Annotated in this window: 23 protein-coding genes; 11 read left to right on the top strand and 12 right to left on the bottom strand. The window is 63.9% G+C overall.

The features are described from left to right. Positions 1-176 precede the first annotated feature (176 nt). Together JJ918_RS10480 and JJ918_RS10475 are read left to right on the top strand one after the other, a co-directional pair. Positions 177-1277 (top strand): serine hydrolase, encoded by a 1101-nt coding sequence (locus JJ918_RS10480; protein ID WP_291886789.1) that lies wholly within the window; start codon positions 177-179, stop codon positions 1275-1277. 199 nt (positions 1278-1476) lie between these two features. Further along, the gene (locus JJ918_RS10475; protein WP_291886787.1) at positions 1477-2223 is read left to right on the top strand and encodes a response regulator; all 747 of its coding nucleotides are present in this window, start codon (positions 1477-1479) and stop codon (positions 2221-2223) included. Here JJ918_RS10475 and JJ918_RS10470 read toward each other — a convergent pair. Together JJ918_RS10470 and JJ918_RS10465 are read right to left on the bottom strand one after the other, a co-directional pair. After that, entirely contained in the window at positions 2220-2993 is a 774-nt protein-coding gene (locus JJ918_RS10470) for an RNA methyltransferase (RefSeq protein WP_291886785.1), read from the bottom strand. The two genes, JJ918_RS10475 and JJ918_RS10470, sit on opposite strands and share 4 nt — an antisense overlap. Before the next feature lie 48 nt (positions 2994-3041). Continuing rightward, entirely contained in the window at positions 3042-3386 is a 345-nt protein-coding gene (locus JJ918_RS10465) for an EamA family transporter (RefSeq protein ID WP_291886783.1), read from the bottom strand. A 111-nt stretch (positions 3387-3497) separates the two neighbouring features. On the opposite strand from JJ918_RS10465, the gene JJ918_RS10460 reads away from it, so the two are divergent. After that, positions 3498-4562 carry a glycosyltransferase family 2 protein gene (locus JJ918_RS10460; RefSeq protein ID WP_291886780.1) on the top strand — a complete coding sequence of 355 codons (1065 nt, stop codon included), beginning with the start codon at positions 3498-3500 and terminating at the stop codon, positions 4560-4562. Further along, positions 4522-7098, top strand: a complete 2577-nt coding sequence (locus JJ918_RS10455) for a hypothetical protein (RefSeq protein WP_291886777.1) — start codon at positions 4522-4524, stop codon at positions 7096-7098. Before JJ918_RS10460 ends, JJ918_RS10455 begins: the two co-directional genes overlap by 41 nt. A gap of 98 nt (positions 7099-7196) precedes the next feature. Here JJ918_RS10455 and JJ918_RS10450 read toward each other — a convergent pair whose 3' ends face one another. Continuing rightward, positions 7197-8636: a hypothetical protein gene (locus JJ918_RS10450; protein ID WP_291886774.1), complete on the bottom strand. Its 1440-nt coding sequence runs from the start codon at positions 8634-8636 to the stop codon at positions 7197-7199. Positions 8637-8842: 206 nt separating this feature from the next. Here JJ918_RS10450 and JJ918_RS10445 point away from each other — a divergent pair, with 206 nt between their 5' ends. From JJ918_RS10445 to JJ918_RS10435, 3 genes are all read left to right on the top strand, one after another. Next, positions 8843-10066: an NADP-dependent isocitrate dehydrogenase gene (locus tag JJ918_RS10445; RefSeq protein WP_291886771.1), complete on the top strand. Its 1224-nt coding sequence runs from the start codon at positions 8843-8845 to the stop codon at positions 10064-10066. Positions 10067-10182: 116 nt separating this feature from the next. After that, entirely contained in the window at positions 10183-10572 is a 390-nt protein-coding gene (locus JJ918_RS10440) for a hypothetical protein (protein ID WP_291886768.1), read from the top strand. A gap of 86 nt (positions 10573-10658) precedes the next feature. Beyond that, a complete protein-coding gene (locus JJ918_RS10435; protein WP_291886765.1) occupies positions 10659-11069 on the top strand; it encodes a hypothetical protein in 411 nt (136 codons plus the stop codon). On the opposite strand, the gene sigJ is transcribed toward JJ918_RS10435, so the two are convergent. Both sigJ and JJ918_RS10425 read right to left on the bottom strand, forming a co-directional pair. Then, positions 11066-11941, bottom strand: a complete 876-nt coding sequence (sigJ, locus tag JJ918_RS10430; protein WP_291886762.1) for an RNA polymerase sigma factor SigJ — start codon at positions 11939-11941, stop codon at positions 11066-11068. The two genes, JJ918_RS10435 and sigJ, sit on opposite strands and share 4 nt — an antisense overlap. Further along, the gene (locus JJ918_RS10425; protein WP_291886760.1) at positions 11938-12867 is read right to left on the bottom strand and encodes a hypothetical protein; all 930 of its coding nucleotides are present in this window, start codon (positions 12865-12867) and stop codon (positions 11938-11940) included. The genes sigJ and JJ918_RS10425 overlap by 4 nt, the downstream gene beginning before the upstream one ends. A 167-nt stretch (positions 12868-13034) precedes the next feature. Here JJ918_RS10425 and JJ918_RS10420 point away from each other — a divergent pair, with 167 nt between their 5' ends. Next, positions 13035-14018 (top strand): glycerophosphodiester phosphodiesterase family protein, encoded by a 984-nt coding sequence (locus JJ918_RS10420; RefSeq protein ID WP_291886757.1) that lies wholly within the window; start codon positions 13035-13037, stop codon positions 14016-14018. On the opposite strand, the gene JJ918_RS10415 is transcribed toward JJ918_RS10420, so the two are convergent. From JJ918_RS10415 to recA, 3 genes are all read right to left on the bottom strand, one after another. Further along, the gene (locus tag JJ918_RS10415; protein WP_291886754.1) at positions 14015-14473 is read right to left on the bottom strand and encodes a nuclear transport factor 2 family protein; all 459 of its coding nucleotides are present in this window, start codon (positions 14471-14473) and stop codon (positions 14015-14017) included. The two genes, JJ918_RS10420 and JJ918_RS10415, sit on opposite strands and share 4 nt — an antisense overlap. Then, complete coding sequence (alaS, locus tag JJ918_RS10410; RefSeq protein ID WP_291886751.1) at positions 14473-17127, bottom strand: alanine--tRNA ligase; 2655 nt, start codon at positions 17125-17127, stop codon at positions 14473-14475. The genes JJ918_RS10415 and alaS overlap by 1 nt, the downstream gene beginning before the upstream one ends. 422 nt (positions 17128-17549) lie before the next feature. Further along, positions 17550-18626, bottom strand: coding sequence for a recombinase RecA (gene recA, locus JJ918_RS10405; RefSeq protein WP_367277691.1), 1077 nt, complete (start codon positions 18624-18626; stop codon positions 17550-17552). A 161-nt stretch (positions 18627-18787) separates the two neighbouring features. Here recA and mltF point away from each other — a divergent pair, with 161 nt between their 5' ends. Beyond that, positions 18788-20158 (top strand): membrane-bound lytic murein transglycosylase MltF, encoded by a 1371-nt coding sequence (gene mltF / locus JJ918_RS10400; RefSeq protein ID WP_291886745.1) that lies wholly within the window; start codon positions 18788-18790, stop codon positions 20156-20158. A 6-nt stretch (positions 20159-20164) separates the two neighbouring features. Here the strand turns inward: mltF and JJ918_RS10395 are convergent, their stop codons facing one another. Then, positions 20165-21037 (bottom strand): DUF5694 domain-containing protein, encoded by an 873-nt coding sequence (locus JJ918_RS10395; protein WP_291886743.1) that lies wholly within the window; start codon positions 21035-21037, stop codon positions 20165-20167. 113 nt (positions 21038-21150) lie between these two features. On the opposite strand from JJ918_RS10395, the gene JJ918_RS10390 reads away from it, so the two are divergent. Further along, the gene (locus JJ918_RS10390) at positions 21151-21414 is read left to right on the top strand and encodes a Rho termination factor (RefSeq protein ID WP_291886740.1); all 264 of its coding nucleotides are present in this window, start codon (positions 21151-21153) and stop codon (positions 21412-21414) included. A gap of 19 nt (positions 21415-21433) precedes the next feature. Continuing rightward, the gene (locus JJ918_RS10385) at positions 21434-22003 is read left to right on the top strand and encodes an NADPH-dependent FMN reductase (RefSeq protein WP_291886737.1); all 570 of its coding nucleotides are present in this window, start codon (positions 21434-21436) and stop codon (positions 22001-22003) included. An 18-nt stretch (positions 22004-22021) separates the two neighbouring features. Here the strand turns inward: JJ918_RS10385 and JJ918_RS10380 are convergent, their stop codons facing one another. The 3 genes from JJ918_RS10380 to JJ918_RS10370 all read right to left on the bottom strand — a co-directional run bounded on the left by JJ918_RS10380 (position 22022) and on the right by JJ918_RS10370 (position 26684). Next, the gene (locus JJ918_RS10380) at positions 22022-22294 is read right to left on the bottom strand and encodes a type II toxin-antitoxin system ParD family antitoxin (protein ID WP_291886735.1); all 273 of its coding nucleotides are present in this window, start codon (positions 22292-22294) and stop codon (positions 22022-22024) included. A 277-nt stretch (positions 22295-22571) separates the two neighbouring features. Then, positions 22572-23669: a hypothetical protein gene (locus JJ918_RS10375; protein WP_291886733.1), complete on the bottom strand. Its 1098-nt coding sequence runs from the start codon at positions 23667-23669 to the stop codon at positions 22572-22574. Positions 23670-24143: 474 nt separating this feature from the next. Beyond that, on the bottom strand, positions 24144-26684 hold the full coding sequence (locus JJ918_RS10370) for an ATP-binding protein (protein ID WP_291886731.1): 2541 nt from the start codon (positions 26682-26684) through the stop codon (positions 24144-24146). Between the last annotated feature and the right edge of the window lie 15 nt (positions 26685-26699).

Here is a 26699-nt window from a genome sequence, read left to right as displayed (position 1 = left end):
TAAAGTGAAACGATCCAGGGTCTGGCCCCGGCGAGGGAAGCGGGGGTTTTACCTGCCAGGACAGGGAAGTCAATGGGCGCGCTGCCGGTGCCGGCGGCGGGATTGCCGCGCCGCTGCGAGCCCGCAATCACAATACCTTGCCTTGACCCCGCCTGACCCCGGTTCTAGGCAGTCCTATGCGCCTGATTATACCGATTATTTTCTGCCTCGCCGCGGCGACTGCGGAGGCCGCCGACCCGGCCCCCTTCGCCCTGTCCCGGATGAACGCTGCCGTCGAAGACGGCCAGACACCGGGCCTGTCGCTCACCCTCCAACAGGCTGACGGCCAGCGGATCGACCTGCACGCCGGCCTCGCCGACCCGCGCGAAGGCATCCCCGTAGGCAGCGACACACGTTTCCTGTCCGGCAGCACCGGAAAGACGATCACCGCCCTGGTCGCGGTCCAGCTTGCCGAAGCAGGCGCGCTCGACCTCGACGCGCCGGTCTCGACCTGGCTGTCGGACCGCGACTGGTGGCACGACCTCGCCAATGCCGACGCCCTGACCCTGCGCATGCTGCTCAACCATTCCGCCGGCGTGCCGGACTATCTGGAAGACGTCGACTTCTTCCTCGCCGGCCTGATACGCGGCAATCGCGGCTATTCCCCCGACGAACTCGTCGGCTTTGTCGCAGGCGATGCGGCCGAGGGGGAACCGGGCGCGCACTTCTCCTATTCCGACACCGACTACATCCTCGTCGGCCTGATCATCGAGACGGCGACCGGCGAGACCTTTTACGATCTGGCCCGGCGCCTCGTCGTCGAGCCGCTGGGCATGACGAGTACCGAGCCGCTGCAGGGCCGGACCTTCGAGAACCTCGCGGCCGGTCATACGCGCGGCCTGTTCGGGCGGCAGGCGACAGCGCGCCGCGGCACGCTGAAATCCAACCTCGATCATGAGTGGACAGGCGGCGGCTGGGTCACCACGCCGGGAGACCTCGTCACGCTCTATCGCGCTCTGGGCGATGGTGGATTTTTCGCCGCCGAGGGCGCCATCATGCGCTCGGATATCAATGCGTTCGACGAGGCCGGCACGCGCGGCTACGGGCTGGGCATCTATGTGCGCTTCCACGAAGACGGCGCCTACCGCATCGCCCATGGCGGCGATTTCGGCGGCTACCGGTCGTCGGTCATCCATGACAGCCGCTCCGGCCTGACCCTCGCCGTTCAGGGCAATGACAAGGCATTCGAGGCGCCGGACTTTGCCTTCGAACTGCTCGACGCGCTGACGGCGGATTAGTCCTCCCGCACCACCCGCGCCTTGCCGCGGCACAGAACTAACGTGATGCTTGGCGCTTGGACCAAAACTTTGTCGGAGTCATCGACACCCTGCGCAGCAAGCATCCGCACTGCTTGACCAAACCCCCAAAACCAAACCATAAATTGTAGATTCTCACCTCTCTTGTTATATTGCTCGCGCTCAGGGGAGATGGATTCTCATGCTCAATAACTTTGACCGAAGCAGCAACGCATTCAGCCGCGGCCCACTCGGTATAATCGCACTTTTTTTGAGCTTTGTTTACGCTACTTCAGTCGCATTTCGTGCATTTTCCCAGAATATCACAGAATTACAAAGTCTATTTATCATTTTATTTATTGTTATATTTCCAATTTTGGTACTTTTAAGTTTTGTCTATCTAGTCGCCAAACATCCACACAGCCTTTACCCGCCATCAGAATTCAAGGATGAAGAAAATTTCTTATTGTTACAGAGCAAAGCAAATACCGCTCTTGTGAAAGCTTCAGCAAAGCCAGACATAAATCAAAATACAGAGCAATTGCCGACAGACGAACCACTTGATAAATTCCTTAAAAAAGCACGCGGCAAAAAGATTCTCTGGATCGATGACAACCCGAAGAATAACTCCTGGGAAGTAGAAGCCTTTGAGTCAATTGGACTAATCGTCGATCAGGTCCGCAGCACCGACGAAGCGATAAATAAAGTGCAAGTTCAGAGGTACGACTGTTTAATCTCCGACATGAGTCGCCCCGAGGGCAATCAAGCCGGGTATGATTTGCTCAAGAAAATTAGAAACAAAGGATTAAGCACGCCTTTTATTATATATTCGTCTGACAGCAATCCCGATTATCTTCAATCCACAATTGAAAAAGGAGGAAACGGTAACACCAACAATCCATTTTCTCTATACTATATGGTCATCGCCGCGGTCGGCTCGGGACGCTAGTCCTCCCGCACCACCCTCGCCTTGCCGCGGCCCAGGGCCAGCGCTTTCACCGCACCTCGGAAGGTGCGCACTTCCTGCTCGGTCCAGCGGCCGCGAATGAAGGCATTGCGCAGGTTCTGCACCATCAGCGGCGTCTTGGAGGGCGGGTAGAAGAAGCCGGCCCGCTCCAGCTCGTATTCGAAATGCTCGAACATGCGTTCGAGATCTTCGCGCCTGGCGATATCCGAGACCGGCTCGAACTCGGCCGGCGGCGCTTCCTCGGCTTTCCACTCATAGGCAATCACGGCGATCGCCTGGGCGAGATTGAGCGAGGAGAAGCTGCGATCGACCGGCAGCGTGATGATCGCGTCGGCCATGGTCACCGCCTCATTGGGCAGGCCCGACTTCTCGCCGCCGAACATCACACCGACCCGTTCACCGGCGGCGATGGCGGCCCGCATCTCGGCAACCGCCTGGCGGGCGGTGAGAACCGGTTTTTCCATGCCGCGCGGCCGCGCGGTGGTGGCGTAGAGACGGGTAAAGTCGTGGGTCGCGTCGGCCAGCCGGTATTCCACGCGCGCATTGTCCAGCACCGGCGATCCCGCCGACATCGTGATCGCCTTGTCGTTCGGCCAGCCGTCCCGCGGATCGAGTACAACGAGTTCCGGCAGGCCGAAATTCCCCATCACGCGTGCGGCGGCGCCGATATTCTCGCCCAGCTGGGGCGTGTGGAGGATGAAGGCGGGGGCTGTGCGCCCGGTCTGGTGCTGGTCCGTCATGGTGCGCGTCATGTCCCGTTGTGCACGACAGATCAAGTGGCTTGCACGCCGGTCAGGCGCTCAGCGCACGCACAGATAAACGCCCAGACACACCAGGAGCAGGCCGACCGGATAGGACCAGGTCAGGCTCTCGCCGAACAGGACAACCGAGGCCGCGGGTACGAAAATCGCGCCGAGCAGTGCGAAAGGATAGGCGCGCGAGAGCGGTGTGTCGGTCAGGATCCAGACCCAGAGCGCCGTCGCACCGGCATAGATCACAAGCGCCGCGAACAGCGGCAATGAGGCATAGGCCCAGAGACCGCCGATTGCCTCGACCCGCGCCTTGATATCGATCGCGGCAAACTTGAACGCCACCTGCCCGCTCGCAAGCAGGACTGAAAACAGGACGAGCACGGCGAGTTTCATCTTGTCCCCCTCGCGTTCCGGCCCACGGCAGCGCCCGGCCGTCCGCAATACAACTTCCAATGCCCTTCGCGTCATGATAGCGCCTTTGGCCAGCATGAGAATGACCAAGGGATGGCTGTGAGTCTCCATCGCGATACAGGACCGGGTCCGCACCGTCATCCCTCGGCCGAGGCCCCGGCCCCGTCGAGCATCGCCGTGATCATTCCCGCCTATCGGGTTCGCGATCACATTCTGGGCGTTATCGGGGATGTCGGACGCGAAGTCTCTATGATCATCGTGGTTGATGACGCCTGCCCCGAGAAAAGCGGCGACTTCGTCGAACAGACTTGTACCGACCCGCGGGTAACGGTCGTGCGTCACGACCGGAATCAGGGCGTGGGCGGTGCGGTGCTGACCGGCATGCGGGAGGCGATGGCGCGCGGTGCGGATGTGCTGGTCAAGGTCGACGGCGACGGACAGATGGATGCCACGCTTGCCGGCAACTTCGCGGCACCGATTGTCAACGGCCAGGCCGACTATGTGAAGGGCAACCGGTTCTTCTACCTGGAAGCGTCCGAGACCATGCCTTTCGCCCGGCGAGCCGGAAACCTCGCCCTCACCTTCATCAGCCGGTTCTCCACCGGGTACTACTCCCTTTCAGACCCGACGAATGGCTATATCGCAATCGACCGCCGGCTTGCGGAATGCCTGCCCGTCGAGAAGCTTGCGAAGCGGTACTTCTTCGAGACCGACCTCTTGTTCCGGATCAACACTCTGGGCGCCAAGGTCGTCGAAATTCCGCACAATGCGGTCTACGGCGACGAGGAAAGCAGCCTCGATGTCCGCTCGGAGCTTTTTCAATTCGCCGGACGGCACGTTGTCACGCTCGCCAAGCGGCTCTTCTACCAGTATGTGCTCCGCGACTTTAATCCCGGCAGCGTGCTGCTCTTCCTGGGCCTTGTGTTCGCGGTTTTCGGCACGCTGGGCGTGGTGTCGGCTTGGACGCAGAGCGTACTGACCGGCATTCCCCGCTCGGGCGGCGCCGTCGCCCTGCTCGAGGTCCTGGTCATTCTCTCAACGATCTTCCTCGTCGGTTTCCTCAACTATGACATCGGCAAGGAACCGAAACAGCCGATTTCCTGGCTTCTCGGTATCGGTGTCGGCCGCCCCGCCAGCCAGTTCGAGACTGATGACTAGAGCGGCTGTCATTCCCGTCGCGACGGCAGCGCTCACCGGCGTTGTCGTTCTCGTTGCGCTCGCCGTTTTTGTCCTCTGGCCCGCTGAGTCTTCGGCGCGATGGCTTCCGGGCGTCGGTGGCATCTGGACGTTTTTCCTGCCCGCCCTTGCGACGGTCGCAACCATGCTGATCGTCCGTCCTTTTCTCGACAGGACGCGCAAATGGATCGCCTGGCTGCCCGTCATCCTGTTCCTGCTGTTCAGCTGGGGGCCCGGTGTTGCCGCCGGACTGCTCGTGCAGCTGGGGGCATCGACGCTGCTGGGGCTCGCTGTTGTCTGGCGGATCTCGACAGGCCTGTTTTCCCGCAGCGCGAAAGCCCGCCCCGGCGGCGGCCTGCTGATTGTCTGCACCGTGGCGGGGCTCGCACTGGTCAGCGGCGCGCTCTGGGCGGCGTTCTGGGTCCCGCTGAATACGGCGAACACACATTTTGCCGCATACCTGGCGCTGGGTGCTCTGGCCTGGGTCGCGCTCGGCCCCGACGGACGCAGCTTCACCCGGCTTTGCCTCGCCAGCGCCGGCCGTTCGGTGCACCGCGCGCCGGCCGGATTCGCGCTCCTCGGCATCGCAGGCTTCCTGACCTTCGCATTGATGAGTCTGTTGCCTGAGCTCGGTCCCGACGCCCGGGCCGCATACCAGGGCTATTTCGAACATTTGCGGGTTCACGGTGACTGGCACCAGGCCCCCTGGCGCGCCGCCTGGGGGCTGCAGCCGCTGGGCGGGCTGCACCTCGCCGGCTCAGCCTATCTGATGGCGGGAGAAGGCGGCGCCCGGGCCCTGAACTGTGTCCAGGCCGGCCTCTATGCGGCATGCGCTGGCGTGATCGCACACACGATTTGCCGCTCTCGCATCGCCGGCTGGGCCGCGGGCGCAATCGTGATCACCACTCCGGTGCTGCTGAAGCTCTCCGGCGATTTCTACTATGACAATGCCGTCGCCATGTTCATCACGGGCGCGATGACGGCACTGGTTCTCGCGCTGAAGTCCCGCACGACGGCGGCCGCAGCACCCTGTCTCCTCGGCTTCGGTCTGTGCCTCGCCGGCGCCGCCGCTTCCAAGAATTCGGCCTGGGTGATGAGCGTTTTCCTGTATGCGCTCGCCGTCGCAACGCTGTTCATGCGGCATCGCCGCCCGATCCAGTCCATCGCGACCCTGACCGCCGCGACCGCAATCGCGATGACCGCGCTTGTGGTGCCGGTCGTGCTGGCCACCTTCCTGCTGACGGGAAACCCGGTCTTTCCGTACTACAACCAGATTTTCCAATCGGACTTCTACCCGCCGAACCAGCACCGGACCCCGCATGAGGGCTTCGCCAGCCTCGACTTGTTTGTCCGCCTGGTGTTCGACACCCAATCCGTATCGCCCCACGACCTGCGCGGATCGGCGGGCGCGGGCCTGCTGCTTGCCCTGCCCGCTGCGGCCGCTGCCCTCGTCAGGGGACTGCGGGTATGGCTGGTCATTCTGGCCGGTCTTCTGACCGCCGTCGGCACCCTGACCGCCCTGCAGAACGATCTGCGGCTGCTATGGCCGGTTTTCCCGGCCCTGCTGGCCATTGCCACAGGCACAGTGCTTGCGCTTTGCGCGCCGGTCCCGGCCGCATTCCGGGCAACCGTCCTGGCCCTGACGGCCCTTTGCGGGTTGCAGATCGTACTGCTTCCCACCGGCAGTTATCACCTGGCGGAATACAATATCTTCCAGGCCCTGCACCCCAAGAGCCGCGATACGCTGGCCGAGTTTGGCGCGACATCAGCCAGGATCAACGCCATGCTCGACGGCCTGAGCCCGTCGCCCCGGCGACGCCTGTACCTGTCGACCTCGATCGGCCCGTCGGGCGCGCTGAACTTCGAGGATGGCTGGTATACCGTCAATGCCCGGCACTATCTGCACCAGGCGCGCACGAGCGAGCATTTTATCACGGCACTGAGCACCCTCGCGCCGGACGTAGTGGTTGTCGGGACGGAGGCAAAACGCCATTGGCTGTACCCGGATATCTACAGCGTCCTCCGCACCAACAGCTGGGCCGTGTTCGACTTCCCGGGCCACCAGGTATTCATGCTGGACAACACCCTCGCCTTCCCGGTTTCCGCGGCGAGCACGCCAGAACTGGCACCGCTTGTCGACCAGTCCCAGACCGTCGACGGACTGGCGGCGGACGACACTTTGCGGATCACCTTCCCTGTCCCGCAGGACGATGCGGAGTCCGCTAGCGTCAGCTTCACCTATACCTGCCCGGCCGACGCCAATCTGATCCTGACATTCGGTGTATACAAGGACGATCGGGCTTTGGTCGCGCGGCACACGCAACGTCCCTGCCTCGGCGACGATCAACCGGGAACCGTCCGGATGGCAGAGCTTCTGCCTGACCTTCAGGGCCTGAATGTCACGCTGGAGGCCCGGCTCTCCAACGCGGACAGCACCTTTGTCATCCGCGAGCTGGAGGCCGGCATCAAGCCGCGTTTCACGCGCCAGTCCTATCTTGATCTGCTGGGCAGCCGCTAGGAGCGTGGTCAGGTGAAGTGGGAACCGGTTCACCGGTTCGATCACGCGATCACCCAGGATTCTGGGGCAGGGGCGATTCCGCAGGAAACGATCCTGCTCTAGTTCTGCGCGCCGAAGCCGGTCAGCTGACCAGCCTCGTCAAACTCAGGAGACAAAGGCGTCATTGCCATCGCCTCCCGCAGCTCGCCGGCCGGATCAACGACGCCCTCGATCACGATCCGGCGCAATTGCCGGACGAGATCCGCATCCGCCCCCAGGCCCGACATGGCCGCGAAGAAAAGATCGGCGCTGACCGGCTCGTCCATGTCGAGTGCGGCGGACTGCATCGCCTGCCATATCGCATAGATGTCCCCGTTCGGTGCACCGGCCTCGGCGATCAGCGAGACCAGGGACCCGCAGTCGTAATATGCGCCGAAATAGCCGCGAGCCCCCGCACCGCGCAGCGGACCGTCCTGCAGCGTAGGAAGACAGTCAGTCCAGGCCCGGGCATAGGCGGCATCGAGATAGGCCTGCGGATTGTCGGTCATGCCCGCAACCAGCGCATTCGCCATCGTGTTGGCGCCGCCTTCATGGATCCAGCTGTCCGCCGTGTCGCCATTGCGGGCGCCGCTGGCATTCTGGAACTGGTGTGCCACCTCGTGGGCGAAAAACCAGTTGAGATAATTGCGCAGACGCGGCGATTCCGTTCGCATCGCCTCACCGGACGTGTCCAGCATGATCACCGATCCGGAGACGCCGCCCTTGTTGGAAAAACCCGGATTGTCGTAGCCGCCAAAGGCGAAATAGAGCACGGCCCGTTCGTCGAGCGGACGCTGCCAGCGCGTTTCATAGAGCGCGAAGATCGCCTCCATGTCCCGATCGATGGATGCCAGCACCCAGTCCGGCAGCCCCCGGTCGATGACGCCGATATAGCTGCGGCCCTCAACGATCTCGCCATCGCCGAGATAAACGAAGCTTCCCCCGCCGAGCGACACGTCTTCGATCGCGCCCTCGCGAACGGCCCCTTCGAACACCATCCGCCGGCCGGAGCGGACCCGCACACCGAGCACGGGCTGGTCGCCGCGCCAGCGGTCGAGACGGCCGTCCAGCGCCGCAGCGGCACCGGCGTCTGCCACGGGCATCAGGTCGAACTGGCCGGTGAACAGGGCGAGACCGCCATCGGAAAAGTCGACGAAGGGGCTGTAATCGCCCTCCGGATTGACGAAGCGCGGCTCGGCAACCAGCGAGACCTGCGATAGGGGCGCATCGAATACCAGCGTGTCGAAACCGTTGAGACGCTCGAGACGCACGCCCTCTCCTGCGACCTCCCAGGCGCCCACGCGATAATCGCCCGTGGACCGGCTGAAGATCATGGCGGTCTGCGGCGCCGCAAAGACATAGTCGACGTCGAACCGGCCATCGGCCCGCTCCGAAACCGTTGCGGTCACACCCGTGCCCTCGATCAGGGCCGCGCTGTCCACCGTCGCACCGCCCGCACCGTCACAGGCTGAAGCGATCATGGCGAGCGCCAGTGCAAACCCGATCCGAATGACTGTCATTATACGTCCCCGTGCCGACACGCCCCCCGGCGCCAATGGCAGTTAACAATGTTCGTGGCAGGAGCGAAAGTTACGGCCGCGGACAGGCGCGCGCTTTTTCAGGCCGGGCCTTCCTTGACTCAATGACCGATGCTAGAGAGCGCGCAAATTCTCTCGTGCGCTCGCGGGCGCACCTCCCGTACGTCCGAAAAGAAAGCAGAACACCCATGGCGAAGATCAAAGTCGATACCCCGGTCGTCGAGCTCGACGGCGACGAGATGACCCGCATCATCTGGCAGATGATCAAGGACAAGCTGATCCTGCCCTATCTCGACATTGATCTGAAATACTACGACCTCTCGGTCACCAAGCGTGACGAGACGGACGACCAGATCACGATCGACGCCGCCAACGCGATCAAGGAATACGGCGTCGGCGTGAAATGCGCCACGATCACGCCGGACGAAGCCCGCGTCGAGGAATTCGGCCTGAAGAAGATGTGGCGCTCGCCGAACGGCACGATCCGCAACATTCTCGGCGGCGTTGTCTTCCGCGAGCCGATCGTGATTTCCAACATCCCGCGCCTGGTGCCGGGCTGGCAGCAGCCGATGGTCATCGGCCGTCACGCTTTCGGCGACCAGTACAAGGCGACCGACTTCCTGGTTCCCGGCAAGGGCCGCCTGACCATGACCTTCACGCCGGAAGACGGCGGCGAGCCGGTCGAATACGAGGTGTTCAACTTCCCGGGCGCCGGCGTCGCGATGGGCATGTACAATCTGGACGAGTCGATCCGCGACTTCGCGCGTGCCTCGTTCAATTACGGCCTGCAGCGCGGCTGGCCGGTCTACCTGTCGACCAAGAACACGATCCTCAAGGCCTATGACGGCCGCTTCAAGGACCTGTTCCAGGAAATCTTCGACGCCGAGTTCAAGGACGCCTTCCAGTCCAAGGGCATCTCTTACGAGCACCGCCTGATCGACGACATGGTCGCTGCGGCGATGAAGTGGTCCGGCGGCTTTGTGTGGGCCTGCAAGAACTATGATGGCGACGTGCAGTCCGACACCGTCGCCCAGGGTTTCGGCTCGCTCGGCCTGATGACGTCCGTCCTCATGTCGCCCGACGGCAAGACGGTGGAAGCGGAAGCCGCACACGGCACCGTCACCCGCCACTACCGCCAGCACCAGCGCGGCGAGCAGACCTCGACCAACTCCATCGCCTCGATCTTTGCCTGGACGCAGGGCCTGACCCATCGCGGCCGCATGGATGGCAATGAAGACCTGCAGAAATTCGCCAAGACGCTCGAGAACACGATCATCGAGACCGTCGAGGCCGGCTTCATGACAAAGGACCTCGCACTCCTGGTCGGCGAACAGCAGGGCTGGCTGTCGACCGAGGGCTTCCTCGACAAGGTCGACGAGAACTTCCAGAAGGCCATGGCCAACTGGGGCTGATCCTTCGATCAGACGAACCTCAAGAAGGGCGGAGCCGGCGGCTTCGCCCTTTTTTGTGCCCTCCCCTTGACGGGTGCGGTCTCAAACGACACCACTGGGCCGTGCAAGGGACCAGGATGACAAACGACCTGACCGGGGTCTGGTTCGGCGAGTACGGCTATCCGCTCGGCGAAGCCCCTGTGACGTTCATCGCCAGTATCGATGATCGCGGCGGCCTGCTGACCGGCCGGACCGACGAGCCCAACACGTTCGCAATGCCCGGCGCAGCGCGTCTGTTTGCCCATGTCCAGGGCGCCTGCAGGGACGGCATCGTCTCGCTTACCAAGACGTATGACGGCACGGGAGGCGCTATCCATTCCGTGGCCTATACGGGCGAACTGAGCGCCGATGGCAATACGGTTGCCGGCATCTGGCGCACACGCGGATGGTCGGGCCGTTTCACCATGTCGCGGCCTGTTATTCCCGCGGCAGAATTCGACGAAGTGCTCGAAACCGTCGACGAGTAACGCGCGACCTTGATTTTGAGCGCCCAGCACCGATACTCGAAAAGTTGTCATAAAGGACAGACCGCTGTCGGGCACGGGGACGCAGGGTGAATTTCAGCATCGATTTCGAAGCCGAGAACGGTCTGTGCGTCTACCGCATATCGGGGAAGCTTGCGCCCGATGAACTCCTGTCCGTATTCGCCATGGCCCGGATCCAGCCCGGCTGGTCGGACGATTATGACTTCCTGACCATTCTCGATCATGTTTCGCTGAGCGATATCCGGGCCGATTCCGTGACCCGCATGATGGAGACCATGCGCGAGAATGACGATGCCAGACCATCGCACAAGCGCCGCGCCGCCATTGTCTGCAACGACCCGTTTTCCAAGGCCACGCTGACCTATTGGGAGCTGGCCAGCCGCAACAGGCTGACCACCGAGGAACGTGTCTTCCAGCACGAAACGCAGGCCCGCGCCTGGCTTGCCGCCGCCCGCACCATGAGCAATGCGGCCAACTAGAGCGGCAGTTTCAGCGGGTTTCGCATGACATAGATCCAGCCGATGCGGGACGGATTGTCCGCCGCCGGCGTAACGGTCATCAGGAAATCGCTCGCGCCCCCGTCGAGAATACCGATCGCCGGACGGCCGTTCATCCAGACCAGATCCGGCACCCGGTCCGGCGGTTTTCGCGTCGCCAGGGCATGCATGACCTGCGCGGTTTCTGCCGCCCCCATGAGCGGACGCAGGGCTGCGCGGGCCTTGCCGCCGCCATCGCTGATCGCAATGACGTCCTCGGACAGAAGCGCCGCAATCTGCCGGATATCGCCCCTGGCATAGGCCGTCATGATGCCCGCCAGCAATTCCATGATGGCCTCCGGCGCGCTTCCCGGGCGTGCCGGGCCTCCGCGCGTCTTGCGTCGGGCTCGCGAGACCAGCTGGCGGCAGGCCGCCTCCGAGGTCTCCAGAACCCCGGCCAGGGCCTCGTAGCCGGTGTCGAAGGCCTCGTGGAGAATGAAGGCCGCACGCTCGCGCGGTGTCAGGGCCTCCATCGCCCACAGCAGGGCGAGTTCGGCCTGCTGCGCTGTCTCGATGCGCGCCAGCAGATCGTCTGCAGGATCGTGCAGCCAGGGCTCGGGCAGCCAGGGGCCCGTATAGGCCTCCCGGCGCACCCGCGCCTTGCGCAGCGCATCGATTGCCAGCCGTGTGGTGGCCGCCGTCAGCCAGGCCTGGGGATTGGCGACATCGCCGGTATCAGCACGGTCCCAGCGCAGCCAGACGTCCTGCACCACATCCTCGGCGGCCGCCCGCTCGCCCAGCATGCGGTAGGCAATCGAGATCAGGCGCGGACGTTCGGCCTGGAAGGCCGACAGATCGGTTTCAAGGGCGCTCATGCGCCGGCCACTGTTTCGGTTTGGCCGGCCACGTCAAGCTTCTGGCAGGCAGCGCCGAAGCCCGTTATCTTCTTCATCGTCGGATAGGTCCGCGAGACCACGACCGCCAGCGCGAGTTCCGACAGCGCTGCCTCGCCATACCGCTCGGCGATCTCGTCGCGCATCGCCAGCGCTTCCGGCTGACCGGCCAGGACCGCGGCCGTATAGCTGAAACCGAGCGCAGACACCGGATCGGCCCGCTCGAAGTCCTGCCGGATGAGCGCCCGCACCGTTTCCGGCCCGGCGCCATCGGCGCAGATCTTGTCGATCGTGATCTGCGCGCACGGCCCGCAATCCTCATGCAGCGATGCGGCCAGCGAGGCACCGTGAAGCAGCGCGCGCGGGGCTTGCCTGGAAGAAAGACCGGACAGGTCCTGCAATGCCGTCAGGAAGCGCACACTGTCCGGCACCGTGTCGACAAGCCGGTGCAGATAGGCGGCATTGTAGGACCACTGCGCCTCGAAACGCCGCAGCCCTGCATGCACCAGGCGCGGCACGCCTGTACCCAGCCCCGCAAGTGGCACCCGAATGGCGAGGACCGCAAGAACCAGCGCCGGCAGGATCACCCCGCCGGTCTCGACCACCCAGGCGGCGCCCGACACCGCGCCGTGCATGGCGAGGCCTGCCGTGTGGAAAGCGGCATGCAGGACCGGCCAGGCCAGTCCGGCCAGGATCAGGCTGCGGCGGCGCAGCCAGACGCCGGCCGCCATCGCCCCGGCGGAGACCAGAAAGGCAAAACCGATATCGACGATGAAATGGACATTGTATCCGCCGGTCGCACTGACACCTGCCGTGCCGCCGAAAAAGCCCTGCGGATCCGCGATCATTCTGACGCCATTGAGCAAATAGAAGACGGCACCAAGATAGAGAAGACTGCGCTGGATCATCTGGAACTCCCTTGCTTTCGGGTTCCAGACGGACAGGCGGCCTTCTTTGTGACACCCCGGCCCCGAAAATTCCGGCTTCAAGCCCTGGCCGCGTCCGTTTTCAGCCGCGCATTGGCCCGATTTCCGCGCCACCATCGCATCAGGGACAGACGATCGAGGGGATTTTCATGCGATATGGCCGCCTTGCCGTTGCCGTGATCGGTGCGACGATGCTCGCCGCTTATCTGGGCAACGCATCCTGGCTGGCGCCGGAACCGGACCAGCCCTACTTCATTTCCCATCGCGGGGTGCATCAGACATTCGACCCGACCGGCGTCGGGCCGCAGGACTGCACGGCCACGCGCATCGCCCCGGTCACGCACACCTTCATCGAAAACACCCTTCCCGCGATCGGCGCCGCATTCGACGCCGGCGCAGAGATCGTCGAGATCGATATCCACCCCACCACCGACAACGAATTTGCCGTCTTTCACGACTGGACGCTGGATTGCCGCACGGACGGCACCGGCGTCACCCGGGAGCACAGCATGGCGGAAATCCGCGCGCTGGATGCGGGCTGGGGCTATACGGCGGATGACGGCGCGACCTACCCGCTCCGCGGTACCGGCATCGGCCTCATCCCGTCGCTCGGCGAGGTTCTCGATGCGTTTCCGGGCCGCCGTTTCGTGATCAATATCAAGAGCAATGACCCGCAGGAGGCTGAACGCCTCGCGGCCTATCTGGATGCGCGGAGCATCGACCCCGAACGCCTGATCGTCGTGGGAGCGCCTGCACCCCTGACCCGCCTCGCAGAATTGCAGCCGGGCATTCGCCAGCTGTCCCGGCGCGGACTGAAGGATTGTGCCCTGCGCTATCTGCTGACGGGGTGGAGCGGCTTCGTCCCGCAGGCCTGCCGGAACACCGTGCTGATGCTGCCGAAGAACTATGCCCGCCTCGCCTGGGGCTGGCCCCGGCGGCTCGAACAGCGCATGGCGGATGCCAACACGCTTGTCTGGGTGATGGGCGATCTGGACCGGGCGACGATGAACTCCACCGGTATCGATACGCTGGATGCTCTCGATGCCCTGCCGGACGGCTATTCGGGCGGCATCTGGACCAACCGGATCGAGCGTGTGAACCCGTCCGCGCTCGATCGGCAGGAAGCTCGCTAGTCCGCCCCGCCCGCGCGTTTCATGGTCACGAAGGTTTCCGCCTCGATGCGCCAGGCCGTGCCGTCATGGCGCCATTTGGCGAAGTAGCGGCCGGAATAACGCACCGACATCCCGTCCATCGACCAGCTGCCCCGCCAGCGGCCGGTCTCGGCGGCCAGCAATCCGTCCTCGCTGATCTCGACGCGGACCGGCGCGCGGACATAGGCGATATCCGGCATGCTGGCGAAGACCGCTTCCCAGGCGTCCAGCTGAGCCTGGCGGCCCGTAATCAGCTGGGCTTCATCGCCCGGCACCAGCATGGCCTCCTCGCTCAACACGTCGGCGATCGCCGGCATGTCGCGGGCGTCGAGCGCGGTGTTGAAGGCCTCCCGCGCCGCCGCGACCTGCCGCGCCAGCGTCTTGTCGCCGGTCAGCTGGACATCACGGGACGCGGATGGCTTCGCCTTGCGGGACATCAGCCGGCCAGCGCTGCGCGGATGGCATCCAGCCCGGCCGCGGCATTGGCCCCGTCCGGACCGCCGGCCTGGGCGAAGTCGGCCCGGCCGCCCCCGCCCTTGCCGCCCACAGCACCGGCGCCGGCGCGCACCAGCTCGACCGCGCTGAACTGCCCTGTCAGGTCGTCGGTCACGCCGACCGCCAGAGCCGCCTTGCCCTCATTGACACCGATAAAGGCGGCGACGCCCGAGCCCATCGAGGCCTTGGCCTCGTCGATCAGGCCGCGCAGATCCTTGCCACCGACGCCCTCGACCACGCGGCCGATGAATTTGGTGCCGGCGATCTCTTCCGGACCGGCCGGCGCGGAGCCGCTGCCACCGCCCATGGCAAGCTGTTTCTTGGCCTCGGCGAGCTGGCGATCCAGCTTCTTGCGTTCCTCCATCAAAGAGGTGACGCGTGCCGCCAGATCGGCCGGTGTGACCTTCAGCGCGTCGGCCGCGGCCCGGCCGAAGCCGATCTGCTCGTCGACATAGCGGCGGGCGCCCTCGCCGGTCATCGCCTCGATCCGGCGTACGCCCGAGGACACCGCGCTCTCGGATACGATCTTGAACAGGGCGATATCGCCGGTGCGATCGACATGGGTGCCGCCGCACAGTTCCACCGAATAGGCCGTGTCGGCATCGGCCAGGGCCCGGCCCATGGTGAGCACGCGCACCTTGTCGCCGTATTTCTCGCCGAACAGGGCCAGCGCACCGGCCTCGATGGCCGCGTCCGGGCTCATCTCGCCGGTCGACACGGCGACATTCTGGCGGATCACGGCATTCACCTGCGCCTCGATCGCCGCAATCTCGTCGGCGGTCACCGACTTGTTGTGGCTGAAGTCGAAGCGCAGCCGGTCCGGACCGACATAGGATCCCTTCTGGGTGACGTGCGGTCCGAGCACATCGCGCAGGGCGGCGTGCAGCAGGTGGGTGGCCGAGTGGTTCGCCTTCGTCGACACGCGGCGCGGCGCATCCACGGACAGGCGTGCCGTATCGCCGGTCTTCACCTGGCCCTTCTCCAGCACGCCGATATGGGCATGCAGATCGCCGGCGCGTTTTTGCGTGTCCTCCACCCGGAACACAGCACCGTTCTCGAACAGGATGACGCCGGTATCGCCGCACTGGCCGCCGCTTTCGCCATAGAAGGGCGTGCGGTCGAAGACGAGTTCTGCCGTCTCACCGTCCGCCAGGCTGCCGGCCTCGGCCCCGCCGGAGACGATGGCGGCGAGACGCCCCTCGCCTTCGGTGCCGTCATAGCCGAGGAATTGCGTCGCCCCGGCTGTGTCGCGCACGCCGAACCAGACGGCCTCGGGTGCCGCGTCGCCGGAGGAGAACTTGCTGGCGCGGGCATCCGCGCGCTGCTTGTCCATCGCCTTGTCGAAGCCGGCCTCGTCGACCGTCATGCCCTTGGCGCGAAGCGCGTCCTGGGTGAGATCGAGCGGGAAGCCGTAGGTGTCGTAGAGCTTGAACGCCGTCTCGCCAGGCAGCACACCGCCCTCGCCCAGACCTTCGGTAGCCTCTTCGAGCAGGGACAGGCCGCGGCCGAGCGTGCGCTGGAAACGCTCTTCCTCGACTTTCAGCGTGTCTTCGAGCAGCGCCTGGGCGCGGCCGAGTTCGGGATAGGCATCGCCCATCTCGGCCTTCAGGGCCGGCACCAGCTTCCACATCACCGGCTCGGTCGCGCCCAGCAGGTGGGCGTGACGCATGGCGCGGCGCATGATCCGGCGCAGCACATAGCCGCGGCCTTCATTCGACGGAGACACGCCATCGGCCATCATGAAACAGGTCGAGCGCAGATGGTCGGCGATGACCCGGTGGCTTGCCAGGGCGTCGCCCTGCGCCTTCACACCGAGCACGTCTTCACCGGCGCGGATCAGATTGGCGAACAGATCGACATCGTAATTATTGTGCTTGCCCTGCAGGATCGCCGCGATCCGCTCGAGCCCCATGCCCGTGTCGATGGACGGTTTGGGCAGGTCGATCCGCGTGCCGGCATCGATCTGCTCGAACTGCATGAAGACGAGATTCCAGATCTCGATGAAGCGGTCGCCGTCCTCGTCGGGCGAGCCGGGCGGGCCGCCCGGGATATCCTCGCCATGGTCGAAGAAGATTTCCGAACACGGACCGCACGGACCGGTATCGCCCATGGACCAGAAATTGTCGGAGGTGGAGATGCCGATGATTTTCTCGTCCGGCAGACCGGCAATCTTGCGCCAGAGCGCCCGGGCCTCGTCATCCTCGGAGAAGACCGTGACGAGGAGCTTGTCCTTGGGCAGGGCGAATTCCTTCGTCACCAGCTCCCAGGCATGGCTGATCGCGCGCTCCTTGAAATAGTCGCCGAAGGAAAAATTCCCCAGCATCTCGAAGAAGGTGTGGTGGCGCGCCGTATAGCCGACATTGTCGAGGTCATTGTGCTTGCCGCCGGCGCGCACGCATTTCTGCGACGAGGTCGCGCGCGGAATGGCGCGCTTTTCCTTGCCGGTGAACACATTCTTGAACGGCACCATGCCTGCATTGACGAAAAGCAGGGTCGGGTCGTCCTGCGGCACCAGCGGAGCCGATTGCACCACTTCGTGATCGTGGCTCGCGAAATAGTCGAGGAAGGTGGCACGGATGTCGCGCAGGCTGGCCATGGATTACGGTCCGTCGTGTTGCGGGCGCGGGCGAGACCGTGATGGTCGCAAACCCGCCGATTTTTCTGGATATCATATAGAAACGGGTGCCCGGCCTAGCCAAGCACCCGTTTACAATCAAGCTGCGATTGCCGGAGCGGTGTGTCGCTGGCGCCTGTTCCGCGCCCGTACGACCCGCTCCTGCCGCTTCTTTTGCCTCTTCAACGTCGCCTTGCCGGCCTCTTCAGCCGGCCCGGCTACCAGCCCGCCGGGGACCGGTGATTAGAGACCGGGGGCTGGGAACCGGGAACCGGGGACTGGAGACCAGGAACCGGGGATCGGAGACTGGGGACTGCAGACCGTGAACAAGAACCGGGGATTGGAAACTGGGGACCGTCAACAAGAACCGGCCCGCGCCAACCGCGTTCCGGCAGCTCGGACGATCAGCCTGCCGCAGCCTCGTCATCTGCATCCGGCCCGGTCAGCATTTCGTCGGCGATCAGGCCGGCATTGGCCCGGACCTTCTTTTCGATCTCGTCAGAGATATCCGGGTTGTCGAGCAGGAATTGACGCGCATTTTCGCGACCCTGACCGATACGTTCGGAATTGTAGGAGTACCAGGACCCCGACTTCTCGATCACATCGCCCTTGACGCCGAGGTCGAGCAGCTCGCCCATCTTCGAAATGCCTTCGCCATAGAGGATGTCGAACTCGACCTCGCGGAAGGGCGGCGCAACCTTGTTCTTGACCACTTTGACGCGGGTCTGGTTGCCGATCACCTCGTCACGGTTCTTGATCGCACCGATACGGCGGATATCGAGACGGACGGACGAGTAGAATTTCAGCGCATTACCGCCGGTCGTGGTTTCCGGAGAGCCGAACATCACACCGATCTTCATGCGGATCTGGTTGATGAAGATCACCAGGCATTTCGACTTGGAAATCGAGCCCGTCAGCTTGCGCAGCGCCTGGCTCATCAGTCGCGCCTGAAGACCCGGCAGGCTGTCGCCCATCTCGCCTTCCAGCTCGGCGCGCGGGGTGAGGGCCGCCACGGAGTCGATCACCAGGATGTCGACCGCACCGGAGCGCACCAGCGTATCGGCGATCTCGAGTGCCTGCTCACCGGCATCCGGCTGGGAGACCAGGAGCTCGCTGACATCGACGCCCAGCTTGCCGGCATAGACCGGGTCGAGCGCGTGTTCGGCATCGACGAAAGCGGCCACGCCGCCAGCCTTCTGGGCCTCGGCGACGGTGTGCAGGGCCAGCGTGGTCTTGCCCGAGCTTTCCGGACCGTAGATCTCGATGATCCGGCCCTTCGGCAGACCGCCGATGCCCAGAGCAATGTCGAGCCCCAGCGAACCGGTGGAAATCGCTTCGATATCCATCGACGGACGCTGGCCGAGCTTCATCACGGAGCCCTTGCCGAAGGCCTTGTCGATCTGGCTCAGCGCGGCCTCGATGGCCTTCTGCTTGTCGGTGTTTTTGTCGTCCTTCACGAGTCGAATCGCGCCCTTGCTCATAGCCTTCATCCCTTATTTCACGCCCCTGGGGTGCGGGCAACCGATGTCAGACGTACCAGCTTTGTTCCGGGAACACAAGTGGAACATTTATGGTTAACAAAACGGAACAAACGGGTACATTCCGATTGCACAACGGCGCATTCGCGCTACAGTCCGGGATCATGGGACGTCCGTTTCTGTCAGTGGCGAAGGCGGTGCTGGCCGTCATTGCCGGGCTCATCCTCGTTCAGTGCGCGCCGGGCCGGCAGGGTCTGGAAGACACCTCTCTGGCCGATATCCAGGCCCGCGGAGAGCTCGTCGTGCTCACGCTGGAGGGACCGACCAGTTTCGAACCTGGTGGCGAGACGCCGGCCGGCTACGAGGTCGAGCTGGCGCAGGCCTTCGCGGACAGTCTGGGGGTTGCCGCCCGGTTCGAACCGCGGCGCGACATCGACAGCCTGTTCGACAGCCTGGACGCCGGCGAAGGCCATATCGCCGCCGCCAACCTCACCGTCACGCCGGCGCGGCGGACCCGGGTCTCGTTCGGCCCGGCCTACAAGTCCGTCACCGAACAGCTGATCTGCCGCCGTGGCGGGCGCGAGCCGACCACGCCGGACGCCTTGCCCGGCACCACGATCCGCGTGCTGGCCGGGTCGAGTTACGAGGAAACCCTGGAAACCCTGGCGCGGCAGCAGCCGGGGGTGCGCTGGAGCGCGCGAACCGCCGGCTCGGCCATGCCGCTCCTGGAAGGCGTCGATCGCGGCACGTTCGACTGTACCATCTCCGACAGCCATCTCGCGGACTTCGCGCGCCGCCGGCATCCCGAACTGGATGTCGCCATGACGCTGACCGAGGAACGGCCGCTCGCCTGGGCCCATACGGGCCGTATCGAAGGCCTGGACCAGGCGATGGCGGACTGGTTTGCCTCGGCGCACGAAACCGGCCTGCTCGCAGATCTGGACGAACGCTGGTTCGGCCGGTTCGGCGCTTTCGACTATGTCGATGTGGCGCGCTTCGTACGCCGTGTGCAGAGCCGTCTGCCGCAATACCGCCCGGCCTTCGAACGGGCCGCCGCAGAACTGCCCTTCGACTGGGAGCTACTGGCGGCGCAGGCCTATCAGGAATCCCACTGGGATCCCGACGCCGTCAGTGCGACGGGCGTGCGCGGCCTGATGATGCTGACCCTGTCGACCGCGCGCCGGGTGGGCATCGAGGACCGCAATGACCCCGAGCAGAGCATCGCCGGCGGCACGGCCTATCTCGCCGATCTCTATGAGCGCGTGCCGGACGGGGTGACGGGCGAGGACCGGATCTGGTTCGCCCTCGCAGCCTACAATGTCGGCATGGGGCACATGTATGATGCGCGGGCGCTCGCCGAACGCCTCGGGCGCGACAAGAATTCCTGGGACGACCTTGCCCGCACCCTCCCCCTGCTCTCGGACCCGCGCTATTACGAGACATTGCGCCATGGCTATGCCCGAGGCCACGAGCCGGTGCGTTATGTGGAGAAGGTGCGGGAATACCGCGCCCTGCTGGACGCCCAGGGGATTTAGACCCCCCTACTCTGCCGCCGGCGCGGGCGGGACATCCGGCAGGTAGTCCAGCGGATCGGCCAGCATCAGCCAGGGCGAGGCCGCCACCAGATCGCGCAGGATCGCCGCATGCCCCTGGCCGACGATCATGAGAACACGCTCGTCCTCCCGTCCCTCCAGCTCGTAGAGCAGGTTCTGCAGCATCAGGATGTTCCGCGTGTACCAGTTGCCCACCGTATAGGCGCCGGCGGGACTGCCATCGGGCTCCCAGCGGCGGATCTGGTAGGCGAGATAGAAATCCAGATTGGCGTCGAGCGCTGCATCGGTATTCATCCAGGCCAGCACTTCACCCACGGTATGCGCCGCCTGCCGCGCCTCGGTCTCGGCCGTGAAGCCGCGCCCGAGCGCATTGGTTGCGGCCTCGACACCGGCGAGGTGCGGATCCGGCTCCGATCCGGCGAGTTGCTGGTAGGCAAGGAGCAGGTCCTCATAAGCCATGAAACGATGATCGGCATCGATCGGCGCAACCCGGTCCAGCCCCATGCGATCCGCCATGCGGAAGCCGATCTGCTGGCGTTCATTGACCGTCAGCTCGGCCTCGCCCGCCCGCCAGGCGGCATAGCGCTCATTGACGGGGGATGACCGGCCGGCCTCCACGGCGACCATGGTCGGCGCGAAAACGGCAAGACCATCGAGCAGGTCTGCGATCTCGGCCTGGCGGCGCTCCGACAGCATGTCGTCAGCACGCGCATTGTACTGGTCCCGCCCCGGATTGGAGAAATGATAGGTCCCCAGGATCAGCACTTCGGCGACCGGTTCGGGCCGCGGTGGCGTCTGGGCAAGCGTGGTGGTCGCGGCGGCGGCAAGCGTAATCGCGGCCGTGATGACTGTTCGCAACATGAGTAGCTCCCTCTCGTCTCGAACAGGAGATGCCCGGGAGCGGGCAAACAGATGCAACGGAACTCCACCGGTCCCGCGCCCGTTGCATGGGCACGTCAGACAAGGAGTCTGCCATGCCACAGAGAGATCCCGGCCCCTCGGTCAAGGATGACGAACTCTACGAAAAGCTCCGCGACGAGGGCATGAGCAAAGAAAAGGCCGCGCGTATCGCCAATGCAAAAGCGGCGGGCGACCGGCCGATGCAGGCTGGCGGCAAGTCGCCGCCTTACGAGAACTGGACCAAGGAGGAGCTTTACGACCGCGCGCAGGAGATCGGCATCGAAGGCCGCTCCGACATGGACAAGTCAGCGCTGATCGACGCCCTGCGCAACCATTAGAATATAGAGGAGGTGTGTCATGACCCGCCCCATCACGATTGCCGGCATTTCCGGCAGCCTGCGGAAGGATTCCTTCAACACGGCGGCCCTGCAGGCCGCGGCCGAACTGGCCCCGGACAAGGTGACGGTGAACCTGCTCACGCTGCACGATATCGAACCGTTCAGCGAGGACACCGAGGCCGAAGGCTGGCCGGACGGCGTTGCCGCGCTGCGCGAGAAAGTCGCCCCGGCGGACGGGGTGCTGTTTGCGACACCGGAGTACAACTACTCGATCCCGGGCGTGCTGAAGAACGCCATCGACTGGCTGTCCCGCCCCACCGGCAAGGGCCCGATCACCGGCAAGCCGGCAACCATTATCGGCGCATCGCCCAGCCCGTTCGGCACGGCCCGCGCCCAGGCGCATCTGCGCCAGGTCGTGTTCTACAATGCCATGCCGCTGCTGCCCTATGACGAAGTGCTGGTGATGAAGGCCGGCAGCAAGATCGAGGACGGCCGCCTCGTCGACGAGGAAAGCCGCGATTTCGTCAAGGAATTGATGGCCGACTTCGCCGACTGGGTGCGCCTGCACACGGAGAGGAAGGCGGGGTAGGAACGGATGCGGCCCGACTCAGCTTGAACCCCATGACCGGACGCAGTCCTCGGGATTGTCCAGCCGTGCACGCGCGGCCGCCCGTATCGCATCCATCGACCGGTCTCCGGCACCGCTTTGAAAGGCCTCGGATACCAGCGACTGCATGTGCGCGATCTTCTCGCGGCGCTCGCGGTCGCGGCGGATCAGGTCGCGGACATAATCGCTCGCATTGCTGTAGCGTCCGTCTGCACTCTGGGCCTCCACCCACTGCTTCATCGCATCGGGAAGGGAGATATTCATGGTGGCCATGGGGTCATCCTGCCGGCCTAAGGGTCAGGCACATTGCAATTTTTGTCACTTTGGGCACGTTTCGACAGGTGTCGTGCCCTCTTCTCCCTGCCGGGGAGAAGGTGGTTATGGCAGCTTGATCGGCGCAACGATTTCCTAAAAATGAGTTTGTGAACTCGCACCCTTAGGCCGAAGATCAGCATATAGTAACGCGACTGCGATAGCCAAAAACCTAACCCTAAAGCAAGCGACAGGGACGAATCTCAGAGAAAGCGCCAAGACTACCACTTGATATACTTCAATCCCCTAACTTATTGATGCCCAGTGTACGCTCAATCTGCTTATGCAGATTTCTCAACCCTTTATGCTCGCTCGGTGTTTTCGGCAGCGTGATTGAATCCAGACCATCATAGCCGTTGGTCGCCTGCAATCTGATGTGCTTGTTGTCAGCTTTTTCTGAATAGCCATGCCGACGGAGCAATGAAATCAGTTCACCAGCAACCCTTTTGGGGTCTTTAGTTGCTCTTGCAAGATCTTGGGACAATTCTTCAAGCGCGGGCGAAACCGGCAGCCGGTCAACAACTCTCTGCAAAACCGCTTTCGACCTCGTATCGAGCCCAATCTGATCTGCAACCGACAAAGTGGTTTTAGCCGCCAGACGAAGTCGATCAGATATCTCACCAGAATAAACCTCAGGCCCCACTCGACGAACCAGATTGTCGGCTGAGAACTCGCCCTCATCGGTGCCAAGATTGTCCGGAGAGGCGGCGCTGAGTTGCTGTTCCAGCTGACGAACTCTGTCTTGCAAATTCTCAATCTCTTCGACGTAAAGCTGCTCGCTTTCTGCGGTTGTCAGTCTATTCTTATCGCGCTCACGCTGAGCACGGAGAGCCTGTTCCTGCAGCTCCGTCCAATCCCAGCCGAATGCTGGCATCAGACTTCGCAAAGCAGATGCAGCAGACTTAACGGCTACAGCGAGTTCTTCTCCGCTTTGAATTTGCCATCCCAGATAATATCGTCTCGCGATCCCCTGCCCAGGTATCGACACACCCAAAGTGCCACCATACGCATTTCGCGCCTCGGTTGCTTCTCGGAGAGCGAAAGAAAAAGTTCGCGCGGGCTCCACAACAACATGCGCTATACCGCCAAGGTCGTACGCCAGCTTTTCGATCTCACGCCGACTAAGCAACCACGAAGAATTTCCCGTAGCAGAAACATAAACTGTCGGAAGCCACTTCGCTGCGTCTCCGAGTGTCACGGCTTTTGCGGTCAATAAACCGTCATCGTCATCTTTCAGCCAGACGGGTTGGTCAGAAACTGTGAACCCTTGATCCGAGCCGCCCCATCCGTTCTTAAGTAGCGCTTTAATAAGATAGGGTTTTCGCGGCGTCTCCAAATGCGCGGCCGGATTGGTGGCGATGCACTGAGTTCGAAGCCGTACAAGATCTTGGCCATCGTTCGCGGCAGAACGCTTAAGTACGCACTCTGTTCGCCAAACGCGCCACCTTGGTCAGGAAGATCATGTCGCGCCCCTACGGCCGTCCAGCCATCTCGGGAATCAAGCTGCCGCATACGGAGTTCTTCGCCTGTACTAGAGCGAAGGTGAACATTAGCTTGATCCAGTTCCGCATTAGATCTACTCGAAAGTACTGTCTGGTTCTCCATACCACGAAGCCAAGCAATCACTTCGGCAACGAATGCGGCACGGTTATCGCTAGCGCGGACAGGAAATTCAGTCGAGAAAGGCGTCATGATCTGACGATCAACAATTCCTATTCTGTCGTCAATCTCTAAAGTTGCAAAAATTTGAGTGCTTGCAATAGAAAATGGCCAGACTTCAGAATTACTGACTCCTGCTCAAACCGCCCCCCTACGCCCCCTGTTCCCCCAGCTCCTCCTTCACCTTCTCCGCCAGCTGCGTCAGCGTGAAGGGTTTGGGCAGGAAGGAGACGTCCTGTTCCTTCGACAGCGTGTCGGAGAATTGTTCGGCGGCATAGCCGGAAATGAACACCACGCGGGTGCCTTCCAGCATGTCGCGGGCCTTTTCCAGGAGGCCGGGACCGTCGAGGCCCGGCATCACGACGTCGGAGATCAGGAGGTCGAACCCTTCTTCGTCATCCTCGAGGATTTCATAGGCTTCCTCGCCGTCACAGGCTTCCACCACATCATAGCCGCGCTTGGCCAGCGTCTTGGCGGCGATGGCCCGCACCGCGTCCTCGTCCTCGACCAGGAGGATGCGGCCGCGGCCGGACAGGTCCTCGGGCGCCTTCTCGACGGTTTTTTCGGCTTCTGCCTCGCGCAGCTCGACCGTCTCTTCCTCTGTCGGTTCGTGACCGGGCAGGTAGATGGTGAAGGTCGTGCCGACACCGACCTCGGAATCGGCAAACAGGAAGCCGCCGGATTGTTTGACGATGCCATAGACGGTGGCAAGGCCCAGCCCTGTGCCCTTGCCGGCTTCCTTGGTGGTGAAGAAGGGCTCGAAGATCTTCTCCATCGTCGCCTTGTCCATGCCGTGCCCCTCGTCGGTGACGGCAATGGCCAGCCAGTCGCCCTCGCGCGGATTGGGGGCGCCGGCATTGCGCACGATGTCGTCGCTGACACGGGAGGTCTTCACGGTCAGCGAACCGCCGCCCTTTTCGCGCATGGCGTCGCGGGCATTGGCAGCGAGGTTGATGATGGCGGTTTCCAGCTGGCCCTTGTCGGCCTTGATCATCGGCAGGTCGCGGCCATGGATGATGTCCAGCCGCACGGTTTCCTCGACGATCTGGCGCAGAAGCACGGAAACGTCGGACAGGAGATCGCCGATATCCAGCGTCTCCATGCGGAAAGTCTGCTTGCGCGAGAAGGCCAGCAGCTTGCGCACGAGGCCGGCCGCGCGGGCGACAGTCTGGTTGATCGCCTGCAGCTCGGAATAATCGGGGTCGCCGACCGGGTGGCGATTGAGCAGCTCGTCCGTGTTCAGGCGCACGGCGGTAAGCAGGTTGTTGAAGTCGTGGGCGACGCCCCCGGCCAGCTGGCCGACCGCCTGCATCTTGTTGGACTGGGAGAGCTGACGCTCCATCTCCTTCCACGCCGTCACGTCGATAACGTAGGCAACGCGCTTGCCGCCACGCGCCGGCGCAAAGGCGAGGTGGACGTAAAGCTGACCGTCCGGCGTCACCAGCCGGGCTTCGGCCGGATCGCCGCTGCCAGCCATGGCGGCCGAAAAGGCATCGACCGGCGAGCGGCCGTCATCCCAGTTGAACAGGTCGCAGAAACGCGTGCCGGGTATGGCGCGGCCACCGGTGAGCTGCATCAGCGCCGGATTGGTATCCTCGATAATGGCGGTTTCCGGATCGGCACCATCCAGGCGCACCACCCCGAACGGCGTGGTGGCGAACATGTCTTCCATGGCCGCACCCGCTGCCGCACCGCTCTCGGTCATGGACGGGGCCATGCCCGGAGGCGCGCCGGTCCGCGACAGGCCGTACATCACGGCCCGCCCCAGCGCGCCCTCGCCGGGTAGCCATTCGACCACGATCGCAACCGGGCTCTCGATACCGTCGCGCGCCTTCAGGCGGGCGTCGATCCGAGCGGCGCCCTCGCCACCACGGCTGTAAAGCACGCTACGGGCGCCATCGCCGGCGAGGATATCGCGCAGCGACGGGAAAGGCGCGCCCTCAGCCAGGCCCAGCCATTCGCGGAAGGTGGCATTGCCGCCGACGATCTCGCCATTGGCGCGCAGGGAGAACAGCGCCACGGGCGCATGCAAGCTCCAGTCGGCGGAGACCGGTTCCGCGCCAGATTCGCCGCTGCGCTCGCCGGCACCGACAAGACGCCACAGGATCAGGCCCTCGGCCTGCGGCGAGGCTTCCAGGTGGAAGCGCCGGATATCGCCTTCGCCGAGATCGAGCGGCGGCATCATCTCGCAGGCACCTTCGCCCCGGGCCGCGGCGCGGGCGAGACGGTAGACCGTGCCGTCACCGCCACCGGCTCCAGCCCACAGGCGGTCAATACTCGGCAGGCCGAAGCTCTGGCCGAAGCCGCCCGCCTTGCGGGCCAGCGCGTGATAGGCGGAATTGCCCCAGCGCGGCGCGCCGCGCCGGTCGGAGATCAGCACGGGCTCGGGGAAGGTTTCGATGGCCCGGAAGGCCAGCGCCGCCGGCGTGGGGGTGCGGTTCTTCTCGATCTTGCGGCGCAGATTGCGGCCGGCCGTCTCTCCGGCGGCAATGGCATAGAGCACCAGGAAACCGACGGCAGCCAGGCCGGACAGATAGACAAAGCCCTGCCAGCCGTCCTCGCCCGCTGCAACGACGGCCGCCCCGAAGGCGACCACGGCGATGGCACCGCAGACCCAGAAGGCCACCCGGCCGATCGGCCGCGACCAGAGCGGCTTGCGGGATTTGGGATCGGGGGCGGACGTCTCGGCCATGGGATGCTCCGGCAC

The sequence above is a fragment of the Maricaulis sp. genome, assembly GCF_017642925.1.
Classification (GTDB): Bacteria; Pseudomonadota; Alphaproteobacteria; order Caulobacterales; family Maricaulaceae; genus Maricaulis.
This window is presented reverse-complemented; position numbering and strand designations above follow the sequence as displayed.